Annotated in this window: 25 protein-coding genes; 3 read left to right on the plus strand and 22 right to left on the minus strand. The window is 27.7% G+C overall.

Features of this window, described 5'->3' with window-relative positions:
- Positions 1–81: 81 nt before the first annotated feature.
- The 4 genes from WG945_RS08850 to WG945_RS08865 are packed head-to-tail and all read right to left on the minus strand — an operon-like array spanning position 82 to position 4,105.
- Positions 82–1,329 carry a murein hydrolase activator EnvC family protein gene (locus WG945_RS08850; RefSeq protein ID WP_082864128.1) on the minus strand — a complete coding sequence of 416 codons (1,248 nt, stop codon included), beginning with the start codon at positions 1,327–1,329 and terminating at the stop codon, positions 82–84.
- Positions 1,329–2,099 (minus strand): DUF4292 domain-containing protein, encoded by a 771-nt coding sequence (locus tag WG945_RS08855; protein WP_068447121.1) that lies wholly within the window; start codon positions 2,097–2,099, stop codon positions 1,329–1,331. The genes WG945_RS08850 and WG945_RS08855 overlap by 1 nt, the downstream gene beginning before the upstream one ends.
- A gap of 2 nt (positions 2,100–2,101) precedes the next feature.
- A complete protein-coding gene (locus tag WG945_RS08860; RefSeq protein WP_068447122.1) occupies positions 2,102–3,088 on the minus strand; it encodes a tetratricopeptide repeat protein in 987 nt (328 codons plus the stop codon).
- On the minus strand, positions 3,089–4,105 hold the full coding sequence (locus tag WG945_RS08865; RefSeq protein ID WP_068447124.1) for a sugar phosphate nucleotidyltransferase: 1,017 nt from the start codon (positions 4,103–4,105) through the stop codon (positions 3,089–3,091).
- Between the two features lie 236 nt (positions 4,106–4,341).
- On the opposite strand from WG945_RS08865, the gene WG945_RS08870 reads away from it, so the two are divergent.
- Positions 4,342–6,213, plus strand: coding sequence for an ABC-F family ATP-binding cassette domain-containing protein (locus WG945_RS08870; protein WP_068447212.1), 1,872 nt, complete (start codon positions 4,342–4,344; stop codon positions 6,211–6,213).
- Positions 6,214–6,268: 55 nt separating this feature from the next.
- Here WG945_RS08870 and WG945_RS08875 read toward each other — a convergent pair whose 3' ends face one another.
- Both WG945_RS08875 and WG945_RS08880 read right to left on the minus strand, forming a co-directional pair.
- A complete protein-coding gene (locus WG945_RS08875) occupies positions 6,269–6,985 on the minus strand; it encodes a 3'-5' exonuclease (protein WP_068447126.1) in 717 nt (238 codons plus the stop codon).
- Positions 6,986–7,081: 96 nt separating this feature from the next.
- Positions 7,082–7,879 carry a T9SS type A sorting domain-containing protein gene (locus WG945_RS08880; RefSeq protein ID WP_068447128.1) on the minus strand — a complete coding sequence of 266 codons (798 nt, stop codon included), beginning with the start codon at positions 7,877–7,879 and terminating at the stop codon, positions 7,082–7,084.
- Positions 7,880–8,119: 240 nt separating this feature from the next.
- Here WG945_RS08880 and WG945_RS08885 point away from each other — a divergent pair, with 240 nt between their 5' ends.
- Together WG945_RS08885 and WG945_RS08890 are read left to right on the plus strand one after the other, a co-directional pair.
- Entirely contained in the window at positions 8,120–8,818 is a 699-nt protein-coding gene (locus WG945_RS08885) for a response regulator transcription factor (protein ID WP_068447130.1), read from the plus strand.
- A gap of 10 nt (positions 8,819–8,828) precedes the next feature.
- Entirely contained in the window at positions 8,829–9,869 is a 1,041-nt protein-coding gene (locus tag WG945_RS08890; protein ID WP_068447132.1) for a sensor histidine kinase, read from the plus strand.
- On the opposite strand, the gene WG945_RS08895 is transcribed toward WG945_RS08890, so the two are convergent.
- From WG945_RS08895 to rfbB, 16 genes are all read right to left on the minus strand, one after another.
- Positions 9,843–10,892 (minus strand): glycosyltransferase, encoded by a 1,050-nt coding sequence (locus WG945_RS08895; RefSeq protein WP_068447134.1) that lies wholly within the window; start codon positions 10,890–10,892, stop codon positions 9,843–9,845. The genes WG945_RS08890 and WG945_RS08895 overlap by 27 nt on opposite strands.
- 169 nt (positions 10,893–11,061) lie before the next feature.
- Positions 11,062–12,336 (minus strand): phosphoribosylamine--glycine ligase, encoded by a 1,275-nt coding sequence (gene purD, locus WG945_RS08900; protein ID WP_068447136.1) that lies wholly within the window; start codon positions 12,334–12,336, stop codon positions 11,062–11,064.
- 110 nt (positions 12,337–12,446) lie between these two features.
- On the minus strand, positions 12,447–13,217 hold the full coding sequence (locus WG945_RS08905) for a glycosyltransferase (protein ID WP_068447137.1): 771 nt from the start codon (positions 13,215–13,217) through the stop codon (positions 12,447–12,449).
- Between the two features lie 4 nt (positions 13,218–13,221).
- Positions 13,222–14,583 carry an exopolysaccharide biosynthesis polyprenyl glycosylphosphotransferase gene (locus WG945_RS08910; protein WP_068447140.1) on the minus strand — a complete coding sequence of 454 codons (1,362 nt, stop codon included), beginning with the start codon at positions 14,581–14,583 and terminating at the stop codon, positions 13,222–13,224.
- A complete protein-coding gene (locus WG945_RS08915; RefSeq protein WP_197482019.1) occupies positions 14,583–15,806 on the minus strand; it encodes a WcaI family glycosyltransferase in 1,224 nt (407 codons plus the stop codon). The genes WG945_RS08910 and WG945_RS08915 overlap by 1 nt, the downstream gene beginning before the upstream one ends.
- A complete protein-coding gene (locus WG945_RS08920; protein ID WP_068447144.1) occupies positions 15,799–16,362 on the minus strand; it encodes a putative colanic acid biosynthesis acetyltransferase in 564 nt (187 codons plus the stop codon). The genes WG945_RS08915 and WG945_RS08920 overlap by 8 nt, the downstream gene beginning before the upstream one ends.
- On the minus strand, positions 16,329–17,303 hold the full coding sequence (locus WG945_RS08925) for an NAD-dependent epimerase/dehydratase family protein (RefSeq protein WP_068447145.1): 975 nt from the start codon (positions 17,301–17,303) through the stop codon (positions 16,329–16,331). The genes WG945_RS08920 and WG945_RS08925 overlap by 34 nt, the downstream gene beginning before the upstream one ends.
- 5 nt (positions 17,304–17,308) lie before the next feature.
- On the minus strand, positions 17,309–18,532 hold the full coding sequence (locus WG945_RS08930; protein WP_068447147.1) for an O-antigen ligase family protein: 1,224 nt from the start codon (positions 18,530–18,532) through the stop codon (positions 17,309–17,311).
- Positions 18,532–19,620, minus strand: a complete 1,089-nt coding sequence (locus WG945_RS08935) for a glycosyltransferase (RefSeq protein ID WP_068447148.1) — start codon at positions 19,618–19,620, stop codon at positions 18,532–18,534. The genes WG945_RS08930 and WG945_RS08935 overlap by 1 nt, the downstream gene beginning before the upstream one ends.
- Complete coding sequence (locus tag WG945_RS08940; protein WP_157603498.1) at positions 19,595–20,623, minus strand: O-antigen ligase family protein; 1,029 nt, start codon at positions 20,621–20,623, stop codon at positions 19,595–19,597. Before WG945_RS08940 ends, WG945_RS08935 begins: the two co-directional genes overlap by 26 nt.
- 145 nt (positions 20,624–20,768) lie before the next feature.
- Complete coding sequence (locus WG945_RS08945) at positions 20,769–21,533, minus strand: glycosyltransferase family 2 protein (RefSeq protein ID WP_068447152.1); 765 nt, start codon at positions 21,531–21,533, stop codon at positions 20,769–20,771.
- Between the two features lie 107 nt (positions 21,534–21,640).
- A complete protein-coding gene (locus WG945_RS08950) occupies positions 21,641–22,780 on the minus strand; it encodes a glycosyltransferase family 4 protein (protein ID WP_068447153.1) in 1,140 nt (379 codons plus the stop codon).
- A 118-nt stretch (positions 22,781–22,898) separates the two neighbouring features.
- A complete protein-coding gene (locus WG945_RS08955; RefSeq protein WP_068447155.1) occupies positions 22,899–24,218 on the minus strand; it encodes a flippase in 1,320 nt (439 codons plus the stop codon).
- Positions 24,219–24,788, minus strand: a complete 570-nt coding sequence (rfbC, locus tag WG945_RS08960; protein ID WP_068447157.1) for a dTDP-4-dehydrorhamnose 3,5-epimerase — start codon at positions 24,786–24,788, stop codon at positions 24,219–24,221.
- Entirely contained in the window at positions 24,788–25,642 is an 855-nt protein-coding gene (gene rfbA / locus WG945_RS08965; RefSeq protein WP_068447159.1) for a glucose-1-phosphate thymidylyltransferase RfbA, read from the minus strand. Before rfbA ends, rfbC begins: the two co-directional genes overlap by 1 nt.
- A 2-nt stretch (positions 25,643–25,644) precedes the next feature.
- A complete protein-coding gene (rfbB, locus tag WG945_RS08970; RefSeq protein WP_068447161.1) occupies positions 25,645–26,652 on the minus strand; it encodes a dTDP-glucose 4,6-dehydratase in 1,008 nt (335 codons plus the stop codon).

A 26,652-nucleotide genomic window follows, 5' to 3' on the forward strand; every position in this document is an offset into this window, starting at 1 on the left:
CTTGTACAAACTTAATTATACACCAGCGTTCTTATGTGTGGTATCAAATTCTATTTTAACGCAAATACTATTTTAAGTAGTTTATCTTCTTAAAATCCAAGAAGAAGGGTTTAAACGCGTTGTATTTTTAAACAAGACAAAGATTAACTTCGTTTTTTTAGAAACTTTATCCGTAAAAACCTGACCAATTTTTTGCCCTGTTACAACAACATCTCCTTTATGAACAGTAACATTTTCTAAGTTATTATAGGATGAGATATAATTACCATGCTGGATTAAAATATTTTTTCTTCCCTCTGCACTTACCAAAACATTTAGTACCCTTCCGTTAAAAATAGCTTGAGCACTTATCCCCTCTTTGGTAACAATATGTAAACCTGTACCATTAACGGTAATTCCTGGAAATGATGGGTGTGGTTGAGTACCAAACTTTCTAACTACAATACCTTCACTTACAGGCCAAGGTAATTTCCCTTTATTTAATTCAAATTTTGCAGCCAAAGCCTTGGCTTCTGGACTTAAAATAAACTCATTTTTCTTAACAGCAATTGGTTTTTTACTTGGCTCATCCTTTAGTTTTGCTCTTGCAATTCTATTTGCTCGCTCAATTTCTTCACGAATCTTTCTATCAATTTGTACGGTAACTCTTTTCTCTTCTTTAACTTTACTTTGAAGCTCTTTTTTGTAACTACTTTCTTTTTTCTTGATAGTAGCTAATAATTTTTCTTGATTCTTTTTATCCTCTTCAATTTCCTTTTTTTGTTCATTCTCAGACACTATTAACTTGTCTTTTAAGGCTTTTTGAACCAATAAAGAATCATTTACAGCTTTAACTTCATTTGTCTGACCAACAATTTCTTCTCCTTGTTTTTTTCTGTAAGCAGTATACTGTTTCATATACTCTAACCTTTTATAAGCTTGCTGAAAATTCTCTGAAGAAAGTAAAAACATCATTCTACTTTGTTGAGATTTGCTTTTGTAAGATTTAAAAATCATATCGGCATAATCTGCTTTTAAATCTGCTAACTTCTTCTTTAATTTTTTTAATTCTGTTTCATTTACACGAATCTCTTTTGATAAAATTCTTGCTTCTGAGTTAATTATAGAAATTAATTTAGCTCTTACACTAATTTTTCTATTTAAATCATTTAAGTCCTCTAACGCATTATCTACTTTCTTTTTTTCTTTAAAAAGCAACGAGTTTACTTGCTTAATTTCATAATTAAGTTGCTTACGTTGCTCTTCTAGTTCTTTTCTTGTTTGTCCAAAAACAGAAAAAACACTTAGAAAGAAAATAAAAACGGGTATATAAAATTTTCTACTTTTCACTATAATTTAATTTGCTTGTAACCTTTAGGAATTGAAAAAGAAGTATCTATATCTTTATTAAACTCTACAGATCTCACTGTAAAATCTATATCTGTAAATTTACCTGGTTGTTTTGCTTTAATGTTAATTTCTGATGGAAAAATAGCGTCATCAACCACATTATAAGAAGGATAAAAAACATCTAAACGTTGATTTTTTACTGTATTAATAATAGATTGTTTGTCTAATTTAAAGTGTGAAGGATTTACTGAAAAGAAGATATCGAATAGACTTGCCTGAATTTCTGGTGATAAAACATACGAGTTATCTATGATGCTTATATTTTGCTTTTGATCTTTTACATTTGTTAAAGACTGTCCTAAAAATAAATTTTGAAGTTGGTTAAAATTAATATCTGTACCTAACAACTTTTTTAGCATTGTAAAATCTCCTTCAAAATATTTTCTTTCTAAAGACGAGTAATAACGGACAGAAGTTGGTGTAATCTTCGCTTTAAAAAGGGTAATAAACTTAGTCCCTTTCAGCCAAATCACGGCATCTTTTTCCATTTTTAAACTAACAGAAATACTTTGGTTAATCTTACCATTATTAATATTTGCCTTCAGCTTTGCATCTACTGTTTTTTTATCAAAATTAGCAGCAACATGCTTTCTCGCAACTTTTTTAGCAGACATCTCTTCAGCAATAACATTTGCATCAATCATACTTTTTTTTGCTTTACAAGAAGTAAATACAATTGCAAATACTATAAAATATTTTAAAAATCTCATTCTTAATTTTTTATTTTTTTTGATTTCTCAATAAAGTTTTTTTCCTCTTTAAAATTACCTAAACCATTATAAGAAACTGCCATTTCTTTATAAAAATCTGCTTCCATTTCATCTTCAATTACAAAATCGATACCATTCTGTAAACTTACTAACGCATTTTTATACTTTTTCTGATAATTTAAAGCCTTTCCTTTCATTAAGTATACAAAAGGTTGTGCTGGAAAAAGCAAAACCCCTTCTTCTGAATACTTTAAAAGTACTTCTGGCTGCTGTTTAGACTTCTTTAAAATTTGTTCTAAAACAGCATAAGATTTATTCGCTTTAAATTGCTCTTCAAGAGAACCGGTTTCCACAGTTGCAATTGCTTCTTCAGCAACAATTATTTCATTCTTGTTTTCTAAATTACTTTTCAATCTTTTAAAAGAGGCAGAAAGTCCATTATTCTGCTCCATAAGATTCATTAATGCAACTGCTTTATCCTCTTCTTTATTGTTTAAATATAATTTAACCAATAATTCTTGTTCACTTAAATCAAATGCTACAAGTTTCTCTTGGACAATAATTGCTTCAGAAAAATTCTTATCCTTTATATCAATTTTAACCAAATGCTTAAGCATCCAAACATTATTTGGCTCTTTATTAAGAGCTCTTTGAATGTATTCTTTGGCTAATAAAATCTTATTTAATAAATAATAATTTTTAGAAAACTCAAAATAAACAGCCACATTATCTGTTATAATCTGATTACTGCTTTCTAAGTTTTCAATTGCTTTTTGATAATTACCTATTGCTTTTTCTGACAAAGCTTTAAAAAAAAATTGCTGAAAATTCAACTCCTTTTCTTCTGTTAAATCTTTAGCAATTGGTATACTGTCTTGTGAAAAAGCATTCAGTGAAAAAAGTACAAAGAAAAAAGAAAAGAGAAATAATTTATCTAAACAAATCCTTCTCTTCTCTCTTAATTCTTTTATCTTAATTCTTTTTATCATTTATGTTAATTCTGTATAGTCACCAATACTTACAGAGGTATATTTACCATTGTATTTTGCATGATTACCAATCATAGCATTGTCTAATTCTGCATTAGAAATTTCTACATTAGATTGAATTAAAGAATTAACAATCGTAGAATTTTCTACCACACTATTTGCTCCAATAGAAACATAAGGTCCTATTTTTGTGTTTTTAAGCACAACGTTTTCACCAATAAAACAAGGTTGAATAATTTCTGAATTTTCTAAAACTATATCTTTAGCTACTAAATTATTACCAGCTTCATGCTCAAAACCTAAAACTTGTTTATTGGTATCTACTGTTGGGTCTTTTTTACCACAATCCATCCAAGCATCTACCGTTCCAGGAATAAATTTTGCGCCTTGTAATTTTAAAGATTCTAAAACATTTGTAAGCTGATATTCATTATTTTCTTTTAAATCGTTATCAATTAAATATTGAATTTCTTCTAATAATTTATCTCCACTTTTAAAATAATAAATTCCGATAATTGCTAAATCAGAAACAAAATCTTTTGGTTTCTCTATAAAATCAGTAATAATTCCGTCTTGTAATTTTACAACACCAAAAGCACTTGGATTTGCTACTTTACTTACCCAAATTGCTCCATCAGCATTTACATCTAAAGTAAAATCTGCTTTAAATAAAGTATCTGCATACGCTACAACACAAGGTCCACTTAAAGATTCTTTTGCCATATAAATTGCATGCGCAGTTCCTAAAGCTTCTTCTTGCACATAAACAGATCCTTTAGCACCTAGTTCTGCAGCAATTTTTAATAATTGTTCTTCTGTATCTGTAGGAAACCCTTTGGCGGTTGTTCCTATAACAAATGCAATTTCATCAATTTTTTCATCAATAACAGAAGCAATATCTTCTACTAAACGTTGTACAATTGGTTTTCCTGCAATTACTGTTAAAGGTTTAGGTACCGTTAATGTATGTGGTCTTAAGCGAGACCCAATTCCGGCCATTGGAACTATAATTTTCATATTTTAATTTTTTCAATAATATGACCGCAATATAGCACTAATTCAGAGATCCTAAAAATTAGATTTTAAGGAAAAAGGAGTCTTTTAAGTCATTGAAAACCAATTTAATTTACCATAAAAAAAGCCTCAATTAACTTAAAAATAATAAAGAAATGAATCTAAAAAATTAAATGCCATCAAAAACGCAACTTAACGCTTGGGTTTTTTGTTTCTTTGCAAAAAATAAATTTATTTCTGTGAATTATTTATCTGTTGAAAATATCTCTAAGTCTTATGGAGAACGTATTTTATTCGAAGACATCTCTTTTGGAATTAGTAAAGACCAAAAAGTTGCTTTTGTAGCTAAAAACGGTAGTGGTAAAACATCTATCCTAAATATTATTGCTGGCTTAGACGTACCAGATTCTGGGCAAGTAGTTAGTAGAAAAGGAATTACGATTGCTTACTTAGCTCAAAAAGATGATATTGATCCAGAACTAACCATAGAAGAAACCATTTTTGCAACCGACAATAAAATTCTTTCTATAGTTAATCAATACGAAAAAGCTTTATTAAACCTAGACGATACAGATGCTTACCAAACTGCTTTTGAGCAAATGGAACACTACAATGCTTGGGATTTTGAAACACAATACAGACAAATTTTATCTAAATTAAAATTAGACGATTTAACTTTAAAAGTAGGTGCACTTTCTGGGGGACAAAGAAAACGGCTGTCTTTAGCCATTGTTTTAATTAATAAACCCGATCTATTAATTTTAGATGAGCCTACAAATCATTTAGATTTAGAAATGATAGAATGGTTAGAGGCTTTCTTTGCAAAAGAAAAGATTACTTTATTTATGGTTACACACGACCGTTATTTCTTAGAGCGTGTTTGTAACGAAATTTTAGAGTTAGATGAAGGTAAAATCTATAAATACAAAGGAAATTATTCTTACTATTTACAAAATAAAGAAGAACGTTTAGCACTAGAAGCAACCAATTTAGGAAAGGCTAAAAGTTTATTTAAAAAAGAATTAGAATGGATGCGAAAGCAACCAAAGGCAAGAACTACCAAATCTAAGTCTAGAACAGATGACTTTTATCAAATTAAAGAAAAAGCGCATCAACGTAGAAAAGACCATCAAGTTCAGTTAGAAATTAATATGGAACGTTTAGGAAGTAAAATTCTTGAACTTCATAAAGTATCTAAATCATTTGGTGAAAAAAAGATTTTAGACAATTTCGATTATGTTTTTAAACGTGGAGAACGTGTTGGTATTATTGGTAAAAACGGAACCGGAAAATCTTCTTTTTTAAATATTATCACAGAAACTGCACCAGTAGATTCTGGTAAAGTTATTTTGGGTGAAACTGTAAAGTATGGTTATTATACACAAGCAGGAATTGAGATTAAAGAAGGACAAAAAGTAATTGAAGTTGTTAAAGAATTTGGAGAATTTATCCCTTTAACAAAAGGACGAAAAATTTCTGCATCGCAATTATTAGAACGTTTTTTGTTTGATAAAAAGAAACAATACGATTTTGTTGAAAAACTATCTGGGGGCGAACAAAAGCGTTTATATCTGTGTGCTGTTTTAATTCAGAATCCTAATTTTTTAATTTTAGATGAGCCAACAAACGATTTAGATGTTGTTACACTAAATGTACTTGAAAACTTCTTATTAGATTATCCAGGAAACCTTTTGGTTGTATCTCACGACCGTTATTTTATGGATAAAATTGTAGACGCACTATTTGTTTTTAGAGGCGAAGGTGTTGTAGAGAATTTCCCAGGAAACTACTCAGATTTTAGAGCTTATGATGATGGTTCTGCATTAACAGAATCTACTGAAAAACCTGTAGAAAAAAAGGAAGAGAAAAAGACTGAAAAAAAATCGTCTAAAAACACTTTAACTTTTGATGAAAAAAGAGAGTTTGGTGCTTTAGAAGGTGATATTGAAAGACTTCAAAAAAGAAAAGTAACCATAGAAAATCAATTTTTAAACGTAGAAATTGCTGCCGATGATATTGCTAAAAAATCTGAAGAACTACAAGAAACAATAACCAATTTAGAGCAAAAAGAAGAACGCTGGTTAGAACTTTCTATGAAATTAGAAGACTAAATACCTTACATTTTTCCCTGCAAGGTTCTAAAACTTTGCAGGGAAAATTGGAAAATTATACACTTACAATATCATCTGCTTTTAGCAAGTCTTGGTTGTTAAAACGTAATAAAATTTGCGCAACTGCAATGGTATCCTTTTCACAATAGGTTACAATTCTCTGTATATCTTTTTCTTGATAATAGACCTTAGCTACTTCACTTCCATCAATATCATCCTTAGGAGAAGGAATGCCTAAAATAGCCGTTAAGAGTTTTAGTGAAGTATAATGTTTATAATCTCCAAATTTCCATAATTCTAAAGTATCTAAATGCGGAACTTCCCATGGCTTTTTACCAAACAGATTTAATTTACTCGGTAATTCTATTTGATGCACAATCATTCTTCTGGCAATAAAAGGAAAATCGAATTCCTTACCATTGTGTGCACATAAAACATTAGTTTTCTTATTAAAATGTAGATTTAACAACTCTTTAAACTCACTTAAAAGTTGATGTTCATCATCACCATAAAAAGATGTTAAGCGCAATTGTTTTTTCTCTTCAACATCTACAAAGTACCCAACAGAAATACAAACAATCTTACCAAATTCTGCCCAAATACCAGCTCTTTCGTAAAACCTTTCTGCAGAAACATCTTCCTTACGTTGGTATTGGGTTTTCTTATTGTAAAGTTCTTGTGTTTCTTCCGCTAGTTGTCCCCAATTTTCATATTCCGGAACCGTTTCAATATCCAAAAAAAGGACATCATTTAATTTTACAGGTAAATTCATAGCAATACATTTTTCTTTTTCATCAAGAAAGATAGTAAAAATAAAAAAGCTCCGAAATAAATTCGGAGCTTTATATAGTAAAAACGTATTTAGAGATTATCTAATCACTAATTTTTTAGTAGATGTTTTGCCAGCTTCTGTAACTTTTAAAATATAGATTCCAGAATTGATTGTAGAAACATCTAAATTTTTCTTTAAACCAGAAAAAGAAGTTGAAAATACTCTTTTACCAATAACACTAAAAAGAGATACTTCTTTAGTGTCTGAACTATTACTAGAAATTGTGAAGTTTTTATCTGTAATAGGGTTTGGATACGTTGAAAAACCTTCTATTGAATTATTCTTTACAGAAGCAGTAGCGTTTTTTACAAATGATAAATCATCAAAATAAGTTGATGAGTTAGAGTAAGATCTTACTTCAAAATAAAAAGCATCTACACCTTCCGGAGCAGTAACAGTAACCTCATGTTTAGTCCAAACACCACCGTTATTATCTAAATAACCATTCTCTGGTCCTCTTAAAACATCTGTAGATGCTTCATCTGTATGATAAACAGTAGATGAACCATTTTTCCAAGTAGACCAAATTCTAGCATCAGAATCATCACCAGCGGTAACTTTATACCAAAAACTAATTGTATAGCTTTCTCCAGAAGTAACACCTGTAATTGTTTGTCCTAAATCTTTTGTACCAGAACCTCCATCTCTAAAAGCAGAAAAAGAACCAGAATACGCCTCTGCAGATTTTGTTATACTTTCCGCTTTTGTCCAACTTGTTGGCGAAGTATCATCATCCCAATTTTCAAAACCTCCATTTAATAGCATTTCTTGTCCAAAAGAAACTCCCGTTAAACAAAGTGTAAGTAATAAAGTAAAAATGTAATTTTTTTTCATGTGTAAATTATTTTAGATTAGTACAGGTAAAAATATAAATAATTAATTTAATGCTGATTTACAACAAGTTAACTTAACGTTAAGTTCAAAAAAACAACAACAAACTGATTCTTAATCAACTAAACATTCTTATGTTACTTTAACGTTAATAGATTACATTGAGATTAAATGATTGTTAAGGAGCTGCCTTAATAATATTATTATTACTACTTTTGATATTCAATAGTTTTAAATCTATTTATGAACAAGAGTGATATTAAAATTTTATTGGTTGATGATGAGCCAGATATTATAGAAATTGTAGGTTATAATTTAAAAAACGAAGGCTATCAGATCTTTACTGCAACGAATGGAATAGAAGCTGTAAAAGCTGCTAAAAAGAATATTCCTCATCTAATTTTATTAGATATAATGATGCCAGAAATGGATGGTATAGAAGCTTGCGAAAAAATTAGAAAAGTAAAAGCATTAGAAAATGTTATTATTTCTTTCTTAACAGCAAGAGGCGAAGACTACTCTCAATTGGCTGGTTTTGAAGCAGGTGCAGACGATTACATTACAAAACCTATTAAACCTAAAGTTTTAATAAGTAAAGTAAAATCTCTTTTAAGAAGACTAAAAACCCAAAAAGATAGCGAAGAAACCTTTAAAATAGGAGACATTGTTATCGATAGAGATGAATATGTAGTGTATAAAGCCGGTAATAGAATATCTCTTCCTAGAAAAGAATTCGAATTATTTTCTTTATTAACATCTAAACCAGGTAAAGTTTTTAAAAGAGAAGTAATTTTAGACACCGTTTGGGGAAATGAAGTTGTTGTTGGAGGTAGAACGATTGATGTACATATTAGAAAACTGCGTGAAAAAATTGGTGACGACCACTTTAAAACCGTAAAAGGCGTTGGCTATAAATTTGTTTTAGAAGGCGCAGAGCATTAAAATTGCCTTAATGAAAATTAAAAAAACCTACTCTTACGCACTTTGGTCTGCCGTATATTTAACACTGCTTACAGTTGTTATTGCAACGTTATCGTATTATTTTTTTTCTAAACAAATTGGCATAAGTACTGTCCTTTTCTTTATTATAGTTCTTTTTGTGATTTCATTTTTTATCATTCAATATAGAACCGAACACTTTATTTACAGACGTCTTAAAAAAATATATGAAGATGTTTCTATTTTAGATGTTAATGATCTAAGAAGAGATTCTGTAACTACAGATATTGAAAAACTTTCTAAAAGAATGCAAAAGTTTGTAGAAGGTAAAAGACTAGAAATAAAAAGCTTAACAGAAAGAGATTCCTTTAGAAGAGACTTTTTAGGAAATGTTGCACACGAACTAAAAACACCTTTATTTACTGTACAAGGCTATATTTTAACCCTGATTGAAGGAGCTGTAAATGACAAGGAGATTAGAACAAAATATCTTGAGAGAGCCAATAAAGGCGTAGAAAGGCTGGTTGCTGTTATTAAAGATTTAGATATGATTGCCAAATTAGAAAATGATGGCACGAAACTAGATAAAGAAGTTTTTAATATTTTAGAACTTGTACAAAATGTGTTTGACATGTTTGAAATGAGAGCTAAAAAAAGAAACATCACATTAAAGTTTGATAGAATTTATGAATTTCCTGTTTTTGTAAATGGAGATGCAAAAAAAATTGAACAAGTACTAATAAACCTAATTGTAAATTCAATTAAGTACGGGAAACCAAACGGGAACACAATAGTTGCTGTAGAAAGTTATAACGAAGGTAAATTTATTATTAAAACAATAGACAACGGAGAAGGAATTAAACCCCAACATCTTTCTAGACTTTTTGAAAGATTCTACAGGGTAGACCAAAGTAGATCTAGAGAACAAGGTGGTTCTGGTTTAGGTTTATCTATTGTAAAACATATTATCGAAGCCCATAACGAAACCATTCTTTTAAAAAGTACTTACGGAGAAGGTTCTGAATTTTCATTTACGCTCGAAAAGCCTAAATAATTTAAAATCCACTTTTGTTTCATTTGTTTTTAAACCCTTATAATCTTTAATTGTAGTAATTTTTTCTTCTACAAAATCTTCTATTTTAGAAAACGGAGCATACTTTTTTTCGTCTAAATATGCTGCTAGATATTCTTGCTCTGGTTGATTTTGAGTAGGAATAAAAAATACTTTTTTACCCAAAACAGCCACATCCATTATAGAAGAATAACCAGATCTACAGATTACAACTTTACTAGAATTGATTAATTTTTGAAGTTCTTCTGAAAGTAAATAATTGTAAAAAGTAGTATTCTCTGAAATCCACTTTTTTTGAACTGCCTCAACTTTACCTAAAACAAAAACAATGCTTCTAGAATCGTTTTTAAAGGCTATTTTCAATTTATTTTCTAAAAAGGTTCTATTGGGTTCTGGACCAGAAAGAATGATTAAAATGTCTGTATTTTCAACTAAATCTTCCTTTTTAAACCGACTTAAGACTCCAATAAATTTTGTGTTTAGCTTTTTTTTGGTTGATGATAATTTTCCTGAAAATTCTGAGTTCTCATTGTCAGGTATCCAACATTCATCAAACTTCTGTATTATTTTTTGATGAACAAAACTTGTTATAAACGTTGTATTACCAGATAATACATTTATTTGATGTGTAATATAAACAGAGGGTACCAAGCTGCTTCTAACACTAATTCTATTGTCTGAAATAACACCAACAACGTCTTTGTTTCTTAAAATAAAGTTATTGATGATTCTTTTTTCTTCTCTAACAGATTTTATAATTTTAGGAAGTTGCAAAAGTAATCCCAACTTTAAACTCCTTTGATAAGAAATGGTATAAGTTGGGATTTCTAAATATTCTAAACTAGGAAATTCTTTTCTTAAAAAAGTGAAAGCATTTCCGTCTGATGCAATGATTGGTGTAAAATTATTTTCTAATAAAGCCTTAATAATAGGCACACAACGTGAAGCGTGACCTAAACCCCAATTAAGTGGTGCAATTATTATTTTCTTTGAGGTAGCAGTCATTTTTTATTTCAATTTAAAGCTACCATTTTTTTTAAATAATTACAAAAAAACCGAGTTTGATTATTGATTTTAAATAAGTGCGTTAAGGATTGAAATGGCATCCTTTTTTTCTTTTTCAGAAAAAAAGATACAATGGAAAGCCTGTTAAAACGCCCAAATAAAAATACAGCTATACCAAATCGAAACCAATATCTTTTCTGTAATTTATTTTATCGAAATGGATTTTATCAATACTTCTGTAACTCTTTTCTAAAGCCTCTTCAATAGTGTCTCCAAAAGAAGTTACGGCCATCACTCTACCTCCACTTGTAACCACTTTACCGTCTTTAAGGGTAGTTCCTGCATGAAAAACAATAGACTCATCTACAGATTCGAAACCTGTAATTTCTTTGTTTTTTTCATACGCCTCTGGATATCCACCTGATACTAACATAACCGTTGTTGCCGTTTTATCGGTTACAGAAAATGATTTTTCATTTAAGTTTTGATGTGCAACCCCCTCGAACAACTCAAATAAATCTGAATTGATTCTTGGTAGTACAACTTCTGTTTCTGGATCTCCCATTCTAACATTATACTCTACCACAAAAGGGTTTCCGTTATCATTCATTAACCCAATAAAGATAAAACCTCTATAATCAATTCCGTCTTTTTGTAGACCAGCAATTGTTGGTTTTACCACTAATTCTTCTACTTTATTTAAAAAAGCTTCATCTGCAAAAGGTACTGGAGAGATTGCTCCCATTCCACCTGTATTTAAACCAGCATCTCCTTCGCCAATTCTTTTATAATCTTTTGCTGATGGTAACATTTTATAATTTTTTCCATCTGTTAAAACAAAAACAGATAATTCTATTCCTTTTAAAAATTCTTCTATAACAACAGTTGCAGAAGCTTCTCCGAATTTTAGATTAGAAACCATTTCTTCTAACTCTGACTTTGCTTCTTCTAAAGAATTTAAAATTAAAACTCCTTTACCAGCTGCTAAACCATCTGCTTTTAATACAAAAGGTGGCGCTAGTGTTTCTAAGAAAGCAAAACCATCTTGTAAATTTTCTTTAGTAAATGATGCATAACGTGCTGTTGGAACGCCGTGTTTTTGCATGAATTGCTTAGAAAAATCTTTAGACCCTTCTAACAATGCTCCGTCTTTTTTAGGACCAATTACAGGAATATTTTTTAACTCATCATCTGCTAAAAAGAAATCATGAACCCCCTCTACTAAAGGTGCTTCTGGACCTACAACTACCATTTTAATCTCCTTTTCTAAAACAATTTCTTTAATAGCTTTAAAATCTGTAGGATTGATATTGATGTTTTTAGCTATTTTATCTGTCCCTGCATTACCTGGAGCAACAAAAAGTTGATTGATTTTTTTACTTTCTAATAATTTTATTGCAAAAGCGTGTTCTCTACCTCCAGAACCTAAAATAAGTACATTCATTGTTTGTTGTGTTGTTGTTACCGCAAATATATTTTAAAAAAATTGGATTGCCCTTTGATTAGAAAGACATTTTAAAGGAAAACGAAATTCTATTGACAATCTTTACACTGCTAAAATCCCCATTTAAAGAAATATTTAATTGCAGATGAAGTATGACGTAAAAATAGTTTTGCACTTTTAGAAGAACCTTGTTTTAAAACATGTACAATTTCTTCTTGTGGAAAATATAATTTTTTCTTTCCTAATGAATCAATTTTTTTACAGATGTCTACATCTTCCATGTATAAAAAGTAGCGCTCATCAAAGCCATTTAATTTTACAAAATATTCTGCTCTGTATAATTGGAAACACCCTGTAATATATTCTGCAAAGAAAGGTTCTTTTAAATCTCTTTCTCTATACTCTCCTTTTAATATAACTGCTTTAAACATTGGTTTTAAAACGGCAAACCTTCTAGCAATTAATTCTGAAATTGATGGATACCTCCTACATGAATATTGGTGTTTTCCGTTTGGAAACAATACCTTTGGAGCAATCATTGCAATCTCTTTATTCCTTTCTAACTCTTTAATTAAATTAGAAATAACACCTAATTTAAAAGAAACATCTGGATTTAAAATTAAATGAAATTTAGAGGTTTGTTTTAATATATCTAGTATTTTATTATGAGCAGAACCAAACCCAATGTTTTTACCAACAGCAATGTATTCAATATCTTTTTGATTAAAAATACCCTTAAAGCACATTTGAGGTGTATTATCTATTAAATAAAGCTTCTTTTTTAACGGAATACTTAAAAAACAATCTACTGTTTTTGTAAGCTCCTCTAAATTTTCATTATAAAGAACAATAGATGCTGTTATGTCTAATTTCTCTTTCATTTATTTAGTATGCTTTATCCTGTCCTTTAAATACATTAAAAATAGTTAAAAAAACTATTTTTAAATCTAAAATAAAGGACCAATTTTCTATATAAAAAATATCTAAACGTACTCTGTTTTCTATATCAGATTTCTTTTTTACTTCTCCTCTATAACCAGAAACTTGTGCTAGACCTGTTATACCGGGCTTTACAGAGTTTCTAATTATATAATTCTCTATTTCTTTTAAATATTTCTCTGTTTGAATATTCATATGTGGTCTTGGTCCAACAACACTCATATCTCCCATAAGGACATTAAAAAACTGTGGTAATTCATCTAAACTTGTTTTCCTTAAAAAAGCACCCATTTTAGTTATTCTAGAATCATTTTTAGTAGCATGAATTTTATGAGCATTCACATTAGATTTCATCGACCTAATTTTATAACAATAGAATTTTTTACCATCTGCTCCGTCTCTAATTTGTTTAAAGAAAAATGCTCCTTTAGAATCTATTTTAACTAAAAACCATAAAATGGGTAATAACCAAGAAAGTAAAAATATACATACTAAAACAGAAAAAACAAAATCGAAAATTCTTTTTAAGATGTGCGTTTCTATTTTTTCGAATGGTAATTCTTTTGGTTTTAAAATTGGTATTGTACCAAAATATTCTAAGGTAAAATTTTTACTATAAATAGCCTTATTTTCTGGTATTAACCTTATTTCTATATTATTGTTATTTGCAAAATTTCTAATTTCTTTAAATTGATGTGGTGAAATAGAATTTACTTCATAATAAATCTCATCTACACTATTATTTAGTGCATAAACCAAACCTTCTTTTATAGTACCCAAATAATCCTTAACATTTGTTGTCTTATCTGAAAATAAACCTCTAAAACGGTATCCTAATTCTTGCTTATTTTTAAACAAAGAAACAACTCTCTGAGCAGATTTTGTATTACCAAAAACTATTATATTTCTGTAATTACCACCAAAAAATCTATATTTTTTTAATAAATAAAAAGATAAAATCTTAAAAAAAGTTATAATTAAAACAAAAGTTATAATTGTTTTAAATTGCTCACTTATAATCTCTCCCTCTTTAAATAACGTAAAATATGATAGAAAAGCTAAGATAAAAACAAAGAAATGAGTAAGCATTATACCTAGCAATTTAGAGATATGGGTATATCTATAGATTTTATAAAACTTAGTATAATAAGATATTAAAAACCATGAAAAAACAGTGTAACAAAAAAAATGTAAGTTTAAATATTCTGTATGAGAAAAATAATAAACAGCTAAAAATATTATTATTAAATCTACTAATGTTAATAACGGCCTTATTAGAAAGGAGTATTTTTTTATTCTATTTCTCATTATAATTCCAAAAATACTTTTTCAAACTTTTGTAAAACTTTTTCAAAAGAATAATTTAATCTAACATAATCCCTCGCATTTTCACTATATGATTTTGGTAAATTGGTGTTAGACTTATAAAATTTTACAAACTCTATTACTTTTTTCAACTCGCTAGAATCAAAATACTCGCCTCCTTTTGATTGATTGATAATTGTTGCAACTTCAGATTTTAAATTACCTGTAATTAATGATGGTTTGCTACTAGCCATCATAGCTAAAATTTTTGAAGGCATTACAGTATCAATAACATCATTCTTTTGAAAGAGGATATGCATATCTGCACTACATAATAAGTTTGATAATTCATTATAAGCAACAGGTTTATGGAATGAGATATTCTTAGAATCCTTTAATTTATCAACTAACCAATCTCTTTTGCTTCCGCTACCCACAACCACTATCTCTACATCATTTAACGCTTCTAACTCGTTAGCAAAGTTTATAAAAAAATCCCAATCTTGTTTTTCTCCAATATTCCCAGAATACAATATTTTAAATTTCGTAGACTCTAAATAGCGATGTTTTGTTGATGTAATTGGGTTTATAAAGTTTAAATCTACCCAATTAGGTAAAAGGATTTTTTTCTTATCTTTTTTAACCTTTGTACTTAATTTTAATAGCATAGAAGTACTAATTGTACTTACTATTTCTGCCTTGTTTAGTAATTTCCTTTCAATCCAAAATAACATTTTAAATAAAACAGATTCCTTTTGCTTATTATGCAAAATATTAGAATCTGTAACAGCATCAAACTCAAAATCTTGAATATGAACCCAAAGTTTAGCTCCTCTTAATTTTGATAAAATTTTACCCAAAAAAACCGAACCAATAAACGGAACAATACATAAAACTACATCTGTTTTTTTTACTTTAAAAATATTAATGAATGTACCAAAAGAAAAATCTAAAAGATGTAATATCCTTTTTATAAAAGTAGGGTTTTCAGGCACAAACTGTTTGTATCTAAAAACATTAATTCCATTAAAATTCTCCTTATAAAAAGTTTTTTTTGATTGGTACTCCGAACTAATTTTCCATGCAGGATAATACGGAAAACCTGTAATTATATTAACCTCTATTCCTTTATCATTATAATAATTAGCGAGTTGAGAAGTATACAAACCAATGGCTGTATCTTCTGGATAATAATTAATACCTATGATAGTTATACTTTTATTCAATTCTTTTTTTAATTGGCTTTGCCGGATTACCATAACATATAAATCCTTCTGGCATATTATTATAAACACTGCTTCTAGCTCCTACAACACTTCCTTTACCTACGGTAACTCCAGGAGCTATATATACATCATTTGTGATCCAGCATTCATCTTTAATAATTATTTTTTTTGACATAATTGTAAATTCTTCCGTAGTATAATCATGTAAACCGGTATTAAAATAAACACCATGAGCTATTGCTACATGAGTACCAATACTAATTTCATCTAAACTATAAAAGACAGTTTCTTCTCCTATCCAACTATAATCTCCTATAGAAACCTTCCAAGGGTATGTAAATTTAGCTGTAGATCTAATTAAAACACCTTTACCAATTTTAGCGCCAAATAATCGTAGAAGAAACCTTCTCCAACCATAAAAAAACTGTGGAGACATTGCAAAAAAAGTATTTTCAACGATCCACCAAAGTTGTACAATAACTTTTGATTTACCTCTAAAGCCCTTTGAAACTTTAAATTTTTTTAAATCTTGATACTCTCTTTTTTCATTAACCATTTATAAGTAATATTTGTACCTTGTTCTAAGGTAAACGGTAATTCCTTAACAACATTCTCTACATCTAATGTATTATATGACATTTGAGTGGTAAGATTATTAAGTCTAAATGTTGTTAAAGGAGGATTTTTAACTCCTAAATATTTTGACAAGTCACCAAGAACCGAAAATGTTTTCAGAATAAAATAAGGTATTTGCTTCACTTTTGTCTTGTGAAAGCAATTAGAAATCATATCAGCCCATACTTTAACTTCCAATTCTTTAAAGTCAGACAAATAAACTGTTTTTTTATTTAAAGTCTCGTCTTTTAAGAGAGCATTTAAAATATATACGCAATTTAAAACAAATCCAAATTTCTTATAAATTTTCTCTCCTTGTGGATGAAAATACAATTTTCTCTCTATAACATCAAAAAAGTTTTTATAAGGAACACCAAACCAGGGTCCCCATAAAGATGTGGGTCTAACAATAATCCAATTGGCATTTTCTATTGTAGCATCTCTAACTATTTTTTCTCCTATAATTTTACTTTCACCATAAATGGTTGATGGTTTATAATCAAATTCATCTTTTGGTTCATAGCCAATTTCACAAACCAATCTACTTGAAGCAAAAATGATCTTTTTTATAGAGGGTGTATTGTTGGTTGCTGAAATAACATTTTCAACTCCCTTTATATTTGCACTATAATCTTCTAAATTTCTACCATCTAAATCTGTTCTTGCAGCCATGTGCAAAACAAAGTCTGGTTTAAAGCTGGTAAACACTTTATTTAAAGAACTACTGTCTAAAATATCAACTTCTTTCCAGTAAGAAATCTGATTAATATTTCTAGGAACTACAATATCTATATTTAAAACTTCATAATCATTTTTATAGAATTCAATAATATTTGTACCTATAAAACCTGACCCTCCAGTTACTAAAATTCTTTTTTTCATTAAATCTAATTCCTTAGCATTTTCTTATTTGGTAAAAATAATGATATAAAATAGATAAACAATATAATTCCATAATGTCTAGAAAAAAAATTCTCTGTTAAATTTATAATTAATATTTGTACAATAAATACAAGGATAAATTTGGGGTAATTTACTTTTCGAAATAAATAATATAAATAATATAAAAACAATAATAAAAAGACCCAACCTCCATATAAAATTAAATTAAAATAATAATTATGAGTATTATACGTAGATATTTTATAAAAATCGCTTTTAAAACTATTTTGATAACAGTTATTTAATTCTTCTTGTAATGACTTACCATAACCTAACAATGGTAGTTCTTCTAATAAGTTTAAAGAACATTTAATAATAGCAACTCTAATATTAATAGAGTTATGATAATTACCAACTAGAGGTCTATTTATTTCTGTTCTAATTTCATTAAATCTTTCCTTAACAAGGCCATTAAATGCTAAAATAAAGAACGCCCCAACAATTAAAAAAACAGATATAAATTTTAATAACAACTTCTTTTTAAAACTCTTAAAAGATATAATTAGATAAATAATAAATGTTAGTACCAATAAAATTATATTAATTTTTGATACAAAAACAAAGATAAAAAAAGACGTAAAAATAATATTGAGTAAATTAAAGATTAAAGAAAATCTAACCGTTTTTTTGAGTCCTAAAAAAAGTGATATTGTTAAGCTAGTAAGTAAAAAAGCAGAAAAATATGTTTGATGAATTGCTACAGAAGTATTTTCTAGAACATAGGTTCTAAACAATGGTATATTATAATTATTAATTGCAAAAATTTGCTGAATTTTATTCTCCTTAAGAAATACAATCAAATAAATAATAGTTTGTAAAACAACACTTCCCTGAAAAATAAGCAAAGAACGATCTCTAACTTTATTATCTATATAACTTGGCTTATATAAGAAAATAATAGGAAAAATTAGAAAAGGAAGGTGAAGTAATATCTTTGTTAGACTAAGATCTAATGTAAATATTTCATGAAATAAAAACATCCAAAAAACAAAAGTCAGTGCAATTATTTTACTATCAAAAGTGATTTTTTTTTTAGTCTTTATAAAATCATAAACAGCAAATATTGAGCAAAATATAATAAAAATAGAGTTTATATTTGCTTTCATCAATGGAAAAGCAGCAAGAGACAAATATAGAATTATTGTTAATTTAGTAACTACCCTTTCCATTATAAAACACTTTTATATAATTTTTTCCAGTCTTCTATTCTGTTTTTCCAAGTATATTTTTCTAACACAAAATTATATAATTTTTCACCTTGTTCTATTTGTTTTTCTTTAGACCACTTTAAGACCTCTTCTAAACTAGATATTAGTTCTTTTTGATTTGGATTAATTAAAAAACCACCATTTTCTTTCCAAAGTTTATTTAAACCCGTTTGATAGGTTGTTATTACAGGCGTTTTTAAAATTGCAGCTTCTAAATTAACCATACCTATAACTTCTGAGTGTGAAGGTGCCGCTAACACAAATGCATTCTTAATTAATTTATGTTTAGCTTCTGCTTCTACAAAACCTAAGAACTCTATATTATTAGAATCAATATTAGAACTCTCAATTATTTTTTCTAAATTATTTTTATAAACATTAAACTCTCCTGCAATTTTTAACTTTACATTTTTAGGGTTAATTTTTATAAAGGATTTAATCAATAAATCAATTCCTTTTTTCTCATCTAATCTCCCTATATAAAGTATATATTTTTCTTTTTTATCAATTAAATTTAAATCTTCTTTTTGTTCTTTTATTAAATTAGGAATCTCTTCTATATTTCCATTTATAAAAAGTTTTTTAAGGTTTTTGGTTTCTTCACCTGTAATTGAATGAACAACTGTAGCCTTAGAAAAATACTTTTTTGTAAAAAAATTAAAATAAAATTTCTTTTTAAACTTACCTTGTTCCCACAACCAAGGCTCAAACATACCATGTGCAGTAATAATAAATGGAATATTATTTTTAATAGCATATTTAGCTGCTATAAATTGTGGAAACATCCACGTTCCATGAATATGAATACAATCAATTTTCTTCTCACTACAAATTTCATGTATTTTCACCTTCCATTCTTTAGAATACAACCAAGGTTTTTTATCAGAATTAACTACATATGCACTTTTATCTTCCTTTTCTTTACGTGACGTTAAAATAAATGAAGTATAGTTTTCATTAGATAATTCTTCCGTTAAGTTTTTAACCACAGTTCTTATACCTCCACTAGAAAATGAATAGTTTTCAACTATGTGTAATATTTTTATCATTAAAGTCTTTTATAAAAATTAGAACAAAAAAATAAAATTCTGGAGGAAAATAATGCCCTTCTCTAAATAATTTAATTATTAAATAAAAAAAGATTCCTTGCTCATAAACCTTACTTTCCTTTTTAAATAAGTTATAACTTCTGTAAAAAAAATAACTTATCATAAGAAGACCAAAGATACCTAAATCTGCCAACATTCTTAAGAAAAGAGAGTTCGCATCTTGTTGATTTATTTTAGATAGATTTTGTTTAATTAAGTAATCTGGAGGAGATAACTCTGGGTACACCTTTTCATACTCATATTTATAAGAACCTAAGCCTGTTCCCAAAGGATAATTAAAAAAAATATTTTTTGAAACAAACACATTACTTAACAAAGCATAAGAACTTAGATTGATGTGTTTTTTAAATTCTCCAGTATTTGTAGCAACTAAAGATTCTTGAGTTTGCTTTAGTCTTCTAACGAATATATTTCCGTTATTCTCATCTGAATAAACATCCCATTGAGTATAAATATAATAAGAACTTGCTCCTAATATAACAAATACTAGAAATGAATATTTTAAAAAATATTTTATTTTTAAAAGAGGCAAAAATAGTATTAACACTAAGCCAATATAACCAATTGAAGATTTTGAGAGTAAAATTGTGATTAAAATAATTATAAATTTAAAATATGATTTTTTCATTAAGGTTACATAAACAGCGGGAAGCATTATTGCTGCATAATGTGCCGGTTCTGACAGAATACCATTTAGCCTTTGTGGAGTAAATAAATTAATATTTAAATAAAACATTGGTATTGCTAATACAGCAATATAAAAAGCAGTATTAACATACGTTTTAAACAGCCGTTTTGTATTATACTCTCTAATAAAATTATAATAATAAAAACTACTAAGAACCACCCCTATTAACTGTGCAAATAATGAACCAATGGGATTTCTTAAAACAACATACATGATAATACCATGTATAAGCAAAAAACTATATACAATTATCATATTTTTATTTGCAACCAATTTAGTTTTAAATAAAAACACTCCTAAATTAACAAACAAAATTATATAGAAAAGCTTCCAATCAATAATATAATGAAAGGCAAAATTCTCAGAAAATAAAGCAAAAACGCTACTAAAAATAAGGTATTTATCTAATAATTTCACATCTTATTTTTTTAAAATAATACTTAAATAATGCTATATTGTAATCTAAAAAGCATAATATAACACCAATTCCTGCAGTTTTATTTTTAGCTTTAAAAGTTTCTTTAAATGCCAAAGAAATATGATTATTACTAACACCTCCATCTGCCATTTTTGCTGTAACCTTTTCTATTTTAATCGATTTTAAATTGTCTTTTGCTCTTAATAACATCTCATAATCACCCGCTATTCTATAAGATTCATTAAAAAATCCGTATTTAGAAAAATAGTTTTTATTATGAAAAGCACCAACATGTGCAATATTCATGTATCTCTTAAATTTAGACCAAGACCAACTCCCATTTATTTTGTTTATGATATTTTCTTCGTTATCAATAACATCTACATTAGAATAAACAAGATCTACATTATCATTTGCCGCTAAAATAACCTTTAAATAAGCTTCTAACGCATCTTCTGTGTAACAATCATCCGAACCTAAAAAAGAAACCCAGTTGCCCTTAGCTAATTTTACACCTTTATTAAACGCATTATATATACCACTGTCTTTTTCTGAAATCCAAGTATATTGTATATTTCTCTTTTTAAACACAGCTTCATATGATTTAATAATTTCTATCGTAGCATCTTTAGAATCGCCGTCTATTAAAATGTATTCGAAGTGACTTATTGATTGGTTTAAAACAGATTCTATTGTTTTTCTGACTGTTTTTTCAGAATTAAAAGTTACAGTTATAATTGATAACATATGAATGAATTTGATTCTATTTCTTATTAACCAACGATAATAAGACTAAATAAATTTCGGTTATTGTTCAGGAGGGTTTAAAAGAAATCTTATTTCAGTTTGTCTCTTTAAACAACTACCACTTCTTTATATACTTTATATATATTATCTGTATTTAATTTTGACGAGAAGTTTTTTATTGCATGTTCAAAAGCTGTTTCTCCTATCAATTTTAAATCCTTTCTATTTTCGTTAATTTTATAGATAATTTCTGCTAACTGCTCAGTATCACCTAGATCATATATGTATCCTAAATTTGTAGCAGTAATAATCTCTTTATTAGCTCCATTTTTATTTGCTATAACAGGAATTTTATTCATCATATACTCTACCGTTACCCTACCAAAAGCTTCTCTATTAGAAGAAACTATTCCTAAATCCATCATTTTTAAAAAATTATCAACATGAGCAATATAGCCTTTAAAAACAACATTTTCATTAAGACCTTCTTTTTCTACATACTCTTTTAAAACCTCTACATATGTATCTAACCCATCCCCAACAATATACAGCACAAAATTTGATTGCTTCTTTTGATTTTTAAGATATGATAATGCTTTTATAACTTCTATTTGGTTCTTATTTTCAGATATAGCACCCAATACACATATTTTTAAAGGATCTGTAAAATTATATATTTTTTCAAAATTATTTTTTATTTTAATACCATTATATATTACTTTTATTTTTTCAGGATTAATATAATTAGAGTAATACTCTTTTAAATCTTTTGAAACTGTAATAATTACTGATGCATTTAAATTAAAATAATTTCCTGCATTTTCAATTCCTGTTTCGTATTTTAAATTAAAATCATCTTTCCCATATTCCCTTATATGCCAAACATGAGGAATTTTCATCCTATTTGATAAATACCCTCCTAAATTAGTAGCGCTAGAATTGGTGTGAATTAAATCAAAATTATAATTGTATTTTCTTAAGAAACCCAAAACTTTTTTAAATAAAAATTTATTAATTATTATTTTAGTTTTGGCTTTAATAAATGTGTTCGAATTTAACCAGTTATAATATCTAAAAACATAATAATCAATATTATTTTCTTCTAACTTAGAAGAAAAAGTACCCTTTTCAGGTACAATTACAGTCGGACTAATATTATAATCAGTTTTTAAATCTATTAAAAGTTGTAATAATGATTTATTGGCTCCATATAAAAAAGAATAATGAGTAATAAATAAAATTTTCATTTTGTCTTATTAGAATTGAATATTTGAACGAACTCATTTAAAAGGCTTTTTCTTTAAAAAAGGAGAATTTAAAATAAGGTAATTCTGTTTTAATTTTGATAAATAAGGTTACTATTTATCAATTTATAAATAATATAGATTTTAATTTTAATTTAAAATTAATTCTTAATTCTTTAAAAAACAAATCATAGAATAAACCTACAAAAGCATAAGATATTAAGGTTGATAATGCTGCTCCTGTAAGACCAAATTTATGAATCAAAATAATATTTAAAATAATGTTTAAAATTGCACCTAAAATATTTCTATAAAATGAATGCATATAAAAACCTTCAGCGACAAGCCATTTAGAGCTAATAGTTGTGAAAAAGAAAAATATATTTGACCATATGTAAATACTTAATATTTTATAAGATTGAAGATAACTATTACCATATAATTTTTCTATAATCCATTCTCCAAAAAAAGTAATAAACAAAGAAAGAAATACCGCTAACCAAAACAGTAAGCTATATAAATTGGTAATTCTTTTATAATATATTTTTTTATCTTTTGTTTTATAAAATAAAATTGCGGGAAAAAAAGAAACTGCAATAATGTTTGGTATAAAATACCAAACCTCACTTAGACTTATTGAAACAGCGTATAAACCTGCATCTTTAGCCCCTAAAATATCTTTTACCATTATTTGATCTATTTTAGTATAAACTATGTACATCATGCCACTTAAAAAAAGGGGCCAACTCTTTTTAAGAAGACTTAAAACATAATTTTTATCAAAATCAAAAATAGAAACCTTTATTTTACTTTTATTAAAATATAGAAATGTAAATAAATGAGTAATAAAAAATTCTAAAACAATAACTATTGCAAAATACGCAACAGTTGCATTTAATTCTATTAATACAATCTTTAAAATACAAGAAATTGAAACCGCAATGATTCTAGAATAGACTACAAATTTAGATTTAACTTGACTTTGAAAGTAAAAATCAAAAACTTCTAAACTTTGGAGAATCAGAAATGAAGAAAATATTAAAATTAAAAATCTAATTTCTAAAAAATCTTTATTTAAAAAAACAAATAAAATTAAAATTAGAAATGAAACTAAACCGAAAAAGAGCTTCATTAGAAAAGCAGTACCTAAAATTTTTCCGATTTCAACATTATTCTTCGCATTTACAAACTCTTTTACAGCAATATCATTTAAACCTATCATACCAATAGGTAAAAACAAAGCAACTAAACTATTGCTATAAGCTAAAAGACCAAATGTTTCTGGCCCTAAATATCTAGCAACCCATGCACCTACAAAAATAGCAGAAAAGAAACCTAAAATCTTACTCATGAAAAGCCACAGAGTATTATTAAGATACTTTACAAAATTTACATTATTTCTAATCTGTATCAGTTTATTTTTTAATGAATTAAATATCATTTACAGATTTTCACTTGTTTTTGAGATATCATTAAAGCTTAAAAAATCTTTTAACATTCTATCTTTATCAGATAATACAATTTCATCCTCCTTTAACTTCCAATCAATATTTAAGTCCTTATCATCAAATAAAACACCATCTTCTGAATCAAGGTTATAATAATTATCACATTTATAAGAAACAATCGTATCATCTTCTAAAACAGAAAAACCATGCAAAAAACCTCTTGGAACAAATAATTGCTTATTATTATCTGCAGACAATTCTACAGAAAAAACTTCTCCAAAAGTTTCAGAATCTTTTCTAGCATCTACAGCAACATCTAAAATTTTACCTTTTACAACTCGTACTAATTTTGCTTGTGCAAATTCTCCTCTTTGTAAATGTAACCCTCTTACAACACCATATTGAGAGGTAGATTGATTTCCTAGAACAAAATCTCCTGTAAACCCAGTTTTTTCTTGGAATTCTTTTTTATTATATTCTAATAAAAAACAACCTCTATTATCTTTAAAAAAAAGAGGTTCTATAACATAACATCCTTTTAAACTTGTTTCTGTAACTTTCATTATATTTTTAATAAATTATTAGAATAACCGCTTTTTAACAAAGGTTTTGTTATTTCTATCATTTGTTCTTTTGATATAAAACCGGCTCTGTAAGCAGCTTCTTCTATAGAACCAACTTTTAAACCTTGTCTTTCTTCAATTACTTGTACAAACTGACCTGCTTGGATTAAAGAATCAAAAGTACCTGTATCTAACCAAGCGGTTCCCCTATCTAAAATTTCTACAGATAGTTTTCCTCGTTTTAAGTACATGTTATTCACTTCTGTTATTTCTAATTCGCCCCTTTTACTTGGTTTTATATTTTTAGCAATTTCTACAACATCATTATCATAAAAATAAATACCAGGAACTGCATAATTAGACTTTGGCTCTTCTGGCTTTTCTTCGATTGAAATTGCTTTTTGGTTATCATCAAAATCCACCACCCCATAACGTTCTGGGTCATTTACATGATATGCATAGACAATACCTCCATTAGGGTTGTTGTTTGCTTTTAACAAGTTAGATAATCCTGATCCATAAAAAATATTATCTCCTAAAATTAAGGCTACTTTTTCTTTACCAATAAATTTTTCGCCTATAATAAAAGCTTCTGCCAAACCATTTGGCTCTGCCTGAACTTCATACTCAAAACTACAACCAATTTGATTTCCATTTCCTAAAAGCTTTTTAAACAAAGGCAAATCTTGTGGTGTAGAAATAATTAAAATTTCTCTTATTCCTGCAGAAATTAACGTTGAAAGAGGATAGTAAATCATTGGTTTATCATACACTGGCATTAACTGTTTACTAACCGCCAATGTTAGTGGGTGTAATCTGGTACCAGAACCTCCTGCTAAAACTATTCCTTTCATATCTAACTATATTTTTCTAAATACCACTGAATGGTTTTTCTAATACCAGTTTCAAAATTCTCTTGAGCTTTCCAGTTTAATTTACCTTCTATTTTTGATGCATCAATAGCATATCTAAAATCATGACCCGCTCTATCTTCTACAAAACTGATTTGTTCTTTGTACGATATTTCTTTTGGTTTTTCTTCGTCTAAAATTTCACAAATAGCATTTGCTATATATAAATTATTTCGTTCGTTTTTACCACCAACATTGTACGTTTCTCCTAATTTCCCTTCTTTAAAAGCAAGTTCTATTCCTGTACAATGGTCTAATACAAATAACCAATCTCTTATATTTTTTCCATCACCATAAATGGGAATATTTTCTCCGGAAATTGCTTTTCTAATTATGGTTGGTATTAATTTTTCATCATGTTGCTTCGGACCATAATTGTTAGAACAATTGGTAGTTACAACATTCATCCCAAACGTATGAAAATAACTTCTTACCATAAAGTCTGATGATGCTTTAGAAGCACTATAAGGGCTATTTGGTGCATAAGGGGTTTCTTCTGTAAAGAATCCTGTTTCTCCCAAACTACCATAAACCTCATCTGTAGAAACATGTAAAAATCTTGAATTTTCAAAACCTTCTGTAAATACATTCGGACTTTCCATCCAATGTTTTTTTGCAACATCTAACAGATTAAAAGTTCCAAAAACGTTTGTTCTAACAAATGCATCAGGATTTTTAATAGAATTATCTACATGAGATTCTGCTGCAAAATGAATAACACCTATAAATTGATGTTCTTTAAAAAGATTTTCTACCAGTTCTCTATCACAAATATCACCTTTTACAAAAGTATACCTTTCATTATCTGCCACCTCAGATAAGTTAGAAAGATCACCTGCATAGGTAAGTAAATCTAAATTTACAACTTTGTAGTTTTTATATTTATTTAAAAAGTAAGGTATAAAATTAGAGCCTATAAACCCAGCTCCACCTGTTATAAGAATTGCCTGCAT

Source organism: Polaribacter atrinae (assembly GCF_038023995.1).
Classification (GTDB): Bacteria; Bacteroidota; Bacteroidia; order Flavobacteriales; family Flavobacteriaceae; genus Polaribacter; species Polaribacter atrinae.

Coding starts and splice junctions, on each gene's coding strand:
- WG945_RS08955 (WP_068447155.1), bottom strand. CDS start 24,218: ATGATATTTAATTCATTAAAAAATAAACTGATACAGATTAGAAATAAT.
- WG945_RS08910 (WP_068447140.1), bottom strand. CDS start 14,583: ATGAGAAATAGAATAAAAAAATACTCCTTTCTAATAAGGCCGTTATTA.
- WG945_RS08855 (WP_068447121.1), bottom strand. CDS start 2,099: ATGAGATTTTTAAAATATTTTATAGTATTTGCAATTGTATTTACTTCT.
- WG945_RS08875 (WP_068447126.1), bottom strand. CDS start 6,985: ATGAATTTACCTGTAAAATTAAATGATGTCCTTTTTTTGGATATTGAA.
- rfbB (WP_068447161.1), bottom strand. CDS start 26,652: ATGCAGGCAATTCTTATAACAGGTGGAGCTGGGTTTATAGGCTCTAAT.
- WG945_RS08880 (WP_068447128.1), bottom strand. CDS start 7,879: ATGAAAAAAAATTACATTTTTACTTTATTACTTACACTTTGTTTAACG.
- WG945_RS08895 (WP_068447134.1), bottom strand. CDS start 10,892: ATGACTGCTACCTCAAAGAAAATAATAATTGCACCACTTAATTGGGGT.
- purD (WP_068447136.1), bottom strand. CDS start 12,336: ATGAATGTACTTATTTTAGGTTCTGGAGGTAGAGAACACGCTTTTGCA.
- WG945_RS08945 (WP_068447152.1), bottom strand. CDS start 21,533: ATGTTATCAATTATAACTGTAACTTTTAATTCTGAAAAAACAGTCAGA.
- WG945_RS08865 (WP_068447124.1), bottom strand. CDS start 4,105: ATGAAAATTATAGTTCCAATGGCCGGAATTGGGTCTCGCTTAAGACCA.
- WG945_RS08885 (WP_068447130.1), top strand. CDS start 8,120: ATGAACAAGAGTGATATTAAAATTTTATTGGTTGATGATGAGCCAGAT.
- WG945_RS08930 (WP_068447147.1), bottom strand. CDS start 18,532: ATGGAAAGGGTAGTTACTAAATTAACAATAATTCTATATTTGTCTCTT.
- WG945_RS08940 (WP_157603498.1), bottom strand. CDS start 20,623: ATGATAATTGTATATAGTTTTTTGCTTATACATGGTATTATCATGTAT.
- WG945_RS08890 (WP_068447132.1), top strand. CDS start 8,829: ATGAAAATTAAAAAAACCTACTCTTACGCACTTTGGTCTGCCGTATAT.
- WG945_RS08860 (WP_068447122.1), bottom strand. CDS start 3,088: ATGATAAAAAGAATTAAGATAAAAGAATTAAGAGAGAAGAGAAGGATT.
- WG945_RS08925 (WP_068447145.1), bottom strand. CDS start 17,303: ATGAAAAAAAGAATTTTAGTAACTGGAGGGTCAGGTTTTATAGGTACA.
- WG945_RS08920 (WP_068447144.1), bottom strand. CDS start 16,362: ATGGTTAATGAAAAAAGAGAGTATCAAGATTTAAAAAAATTTAAAGTT.
- WG945_RS08950 (WP_068447153.1), bottom strand. CDS start 22,780: ATGAAAATTTTATTTATTACTCATTATTCTTTTTTATATGGAGCCAAT.
- WG945_RS08935 (WP_068447148.1), bottom strand. CDS start 19,620: ATGATAAAAATATTACACATAGTTGAAAACTATTCATTTTCTAGTGGA.
- rfbA (WP_068447159.1), bottom strand. CDS start 25,642: ATGAAAGGAATAGTTTTAGCAGGAGGTTCTGGTACCAGATTACACCCA.
- rfbC (WP_068447157.1), bottom strand. CDS start 24,788: ATGAAAGTTACAGAAACAAGTTTAAAAGGATGTTATGTTATAGAACCT.
- WG945_RS08905 (WP_068447137.1), bottom strand. CDS start 13,217: ATGAAAGAGAAATTAGACATAACAGCATCTATTGTTCTTTATAATGAA.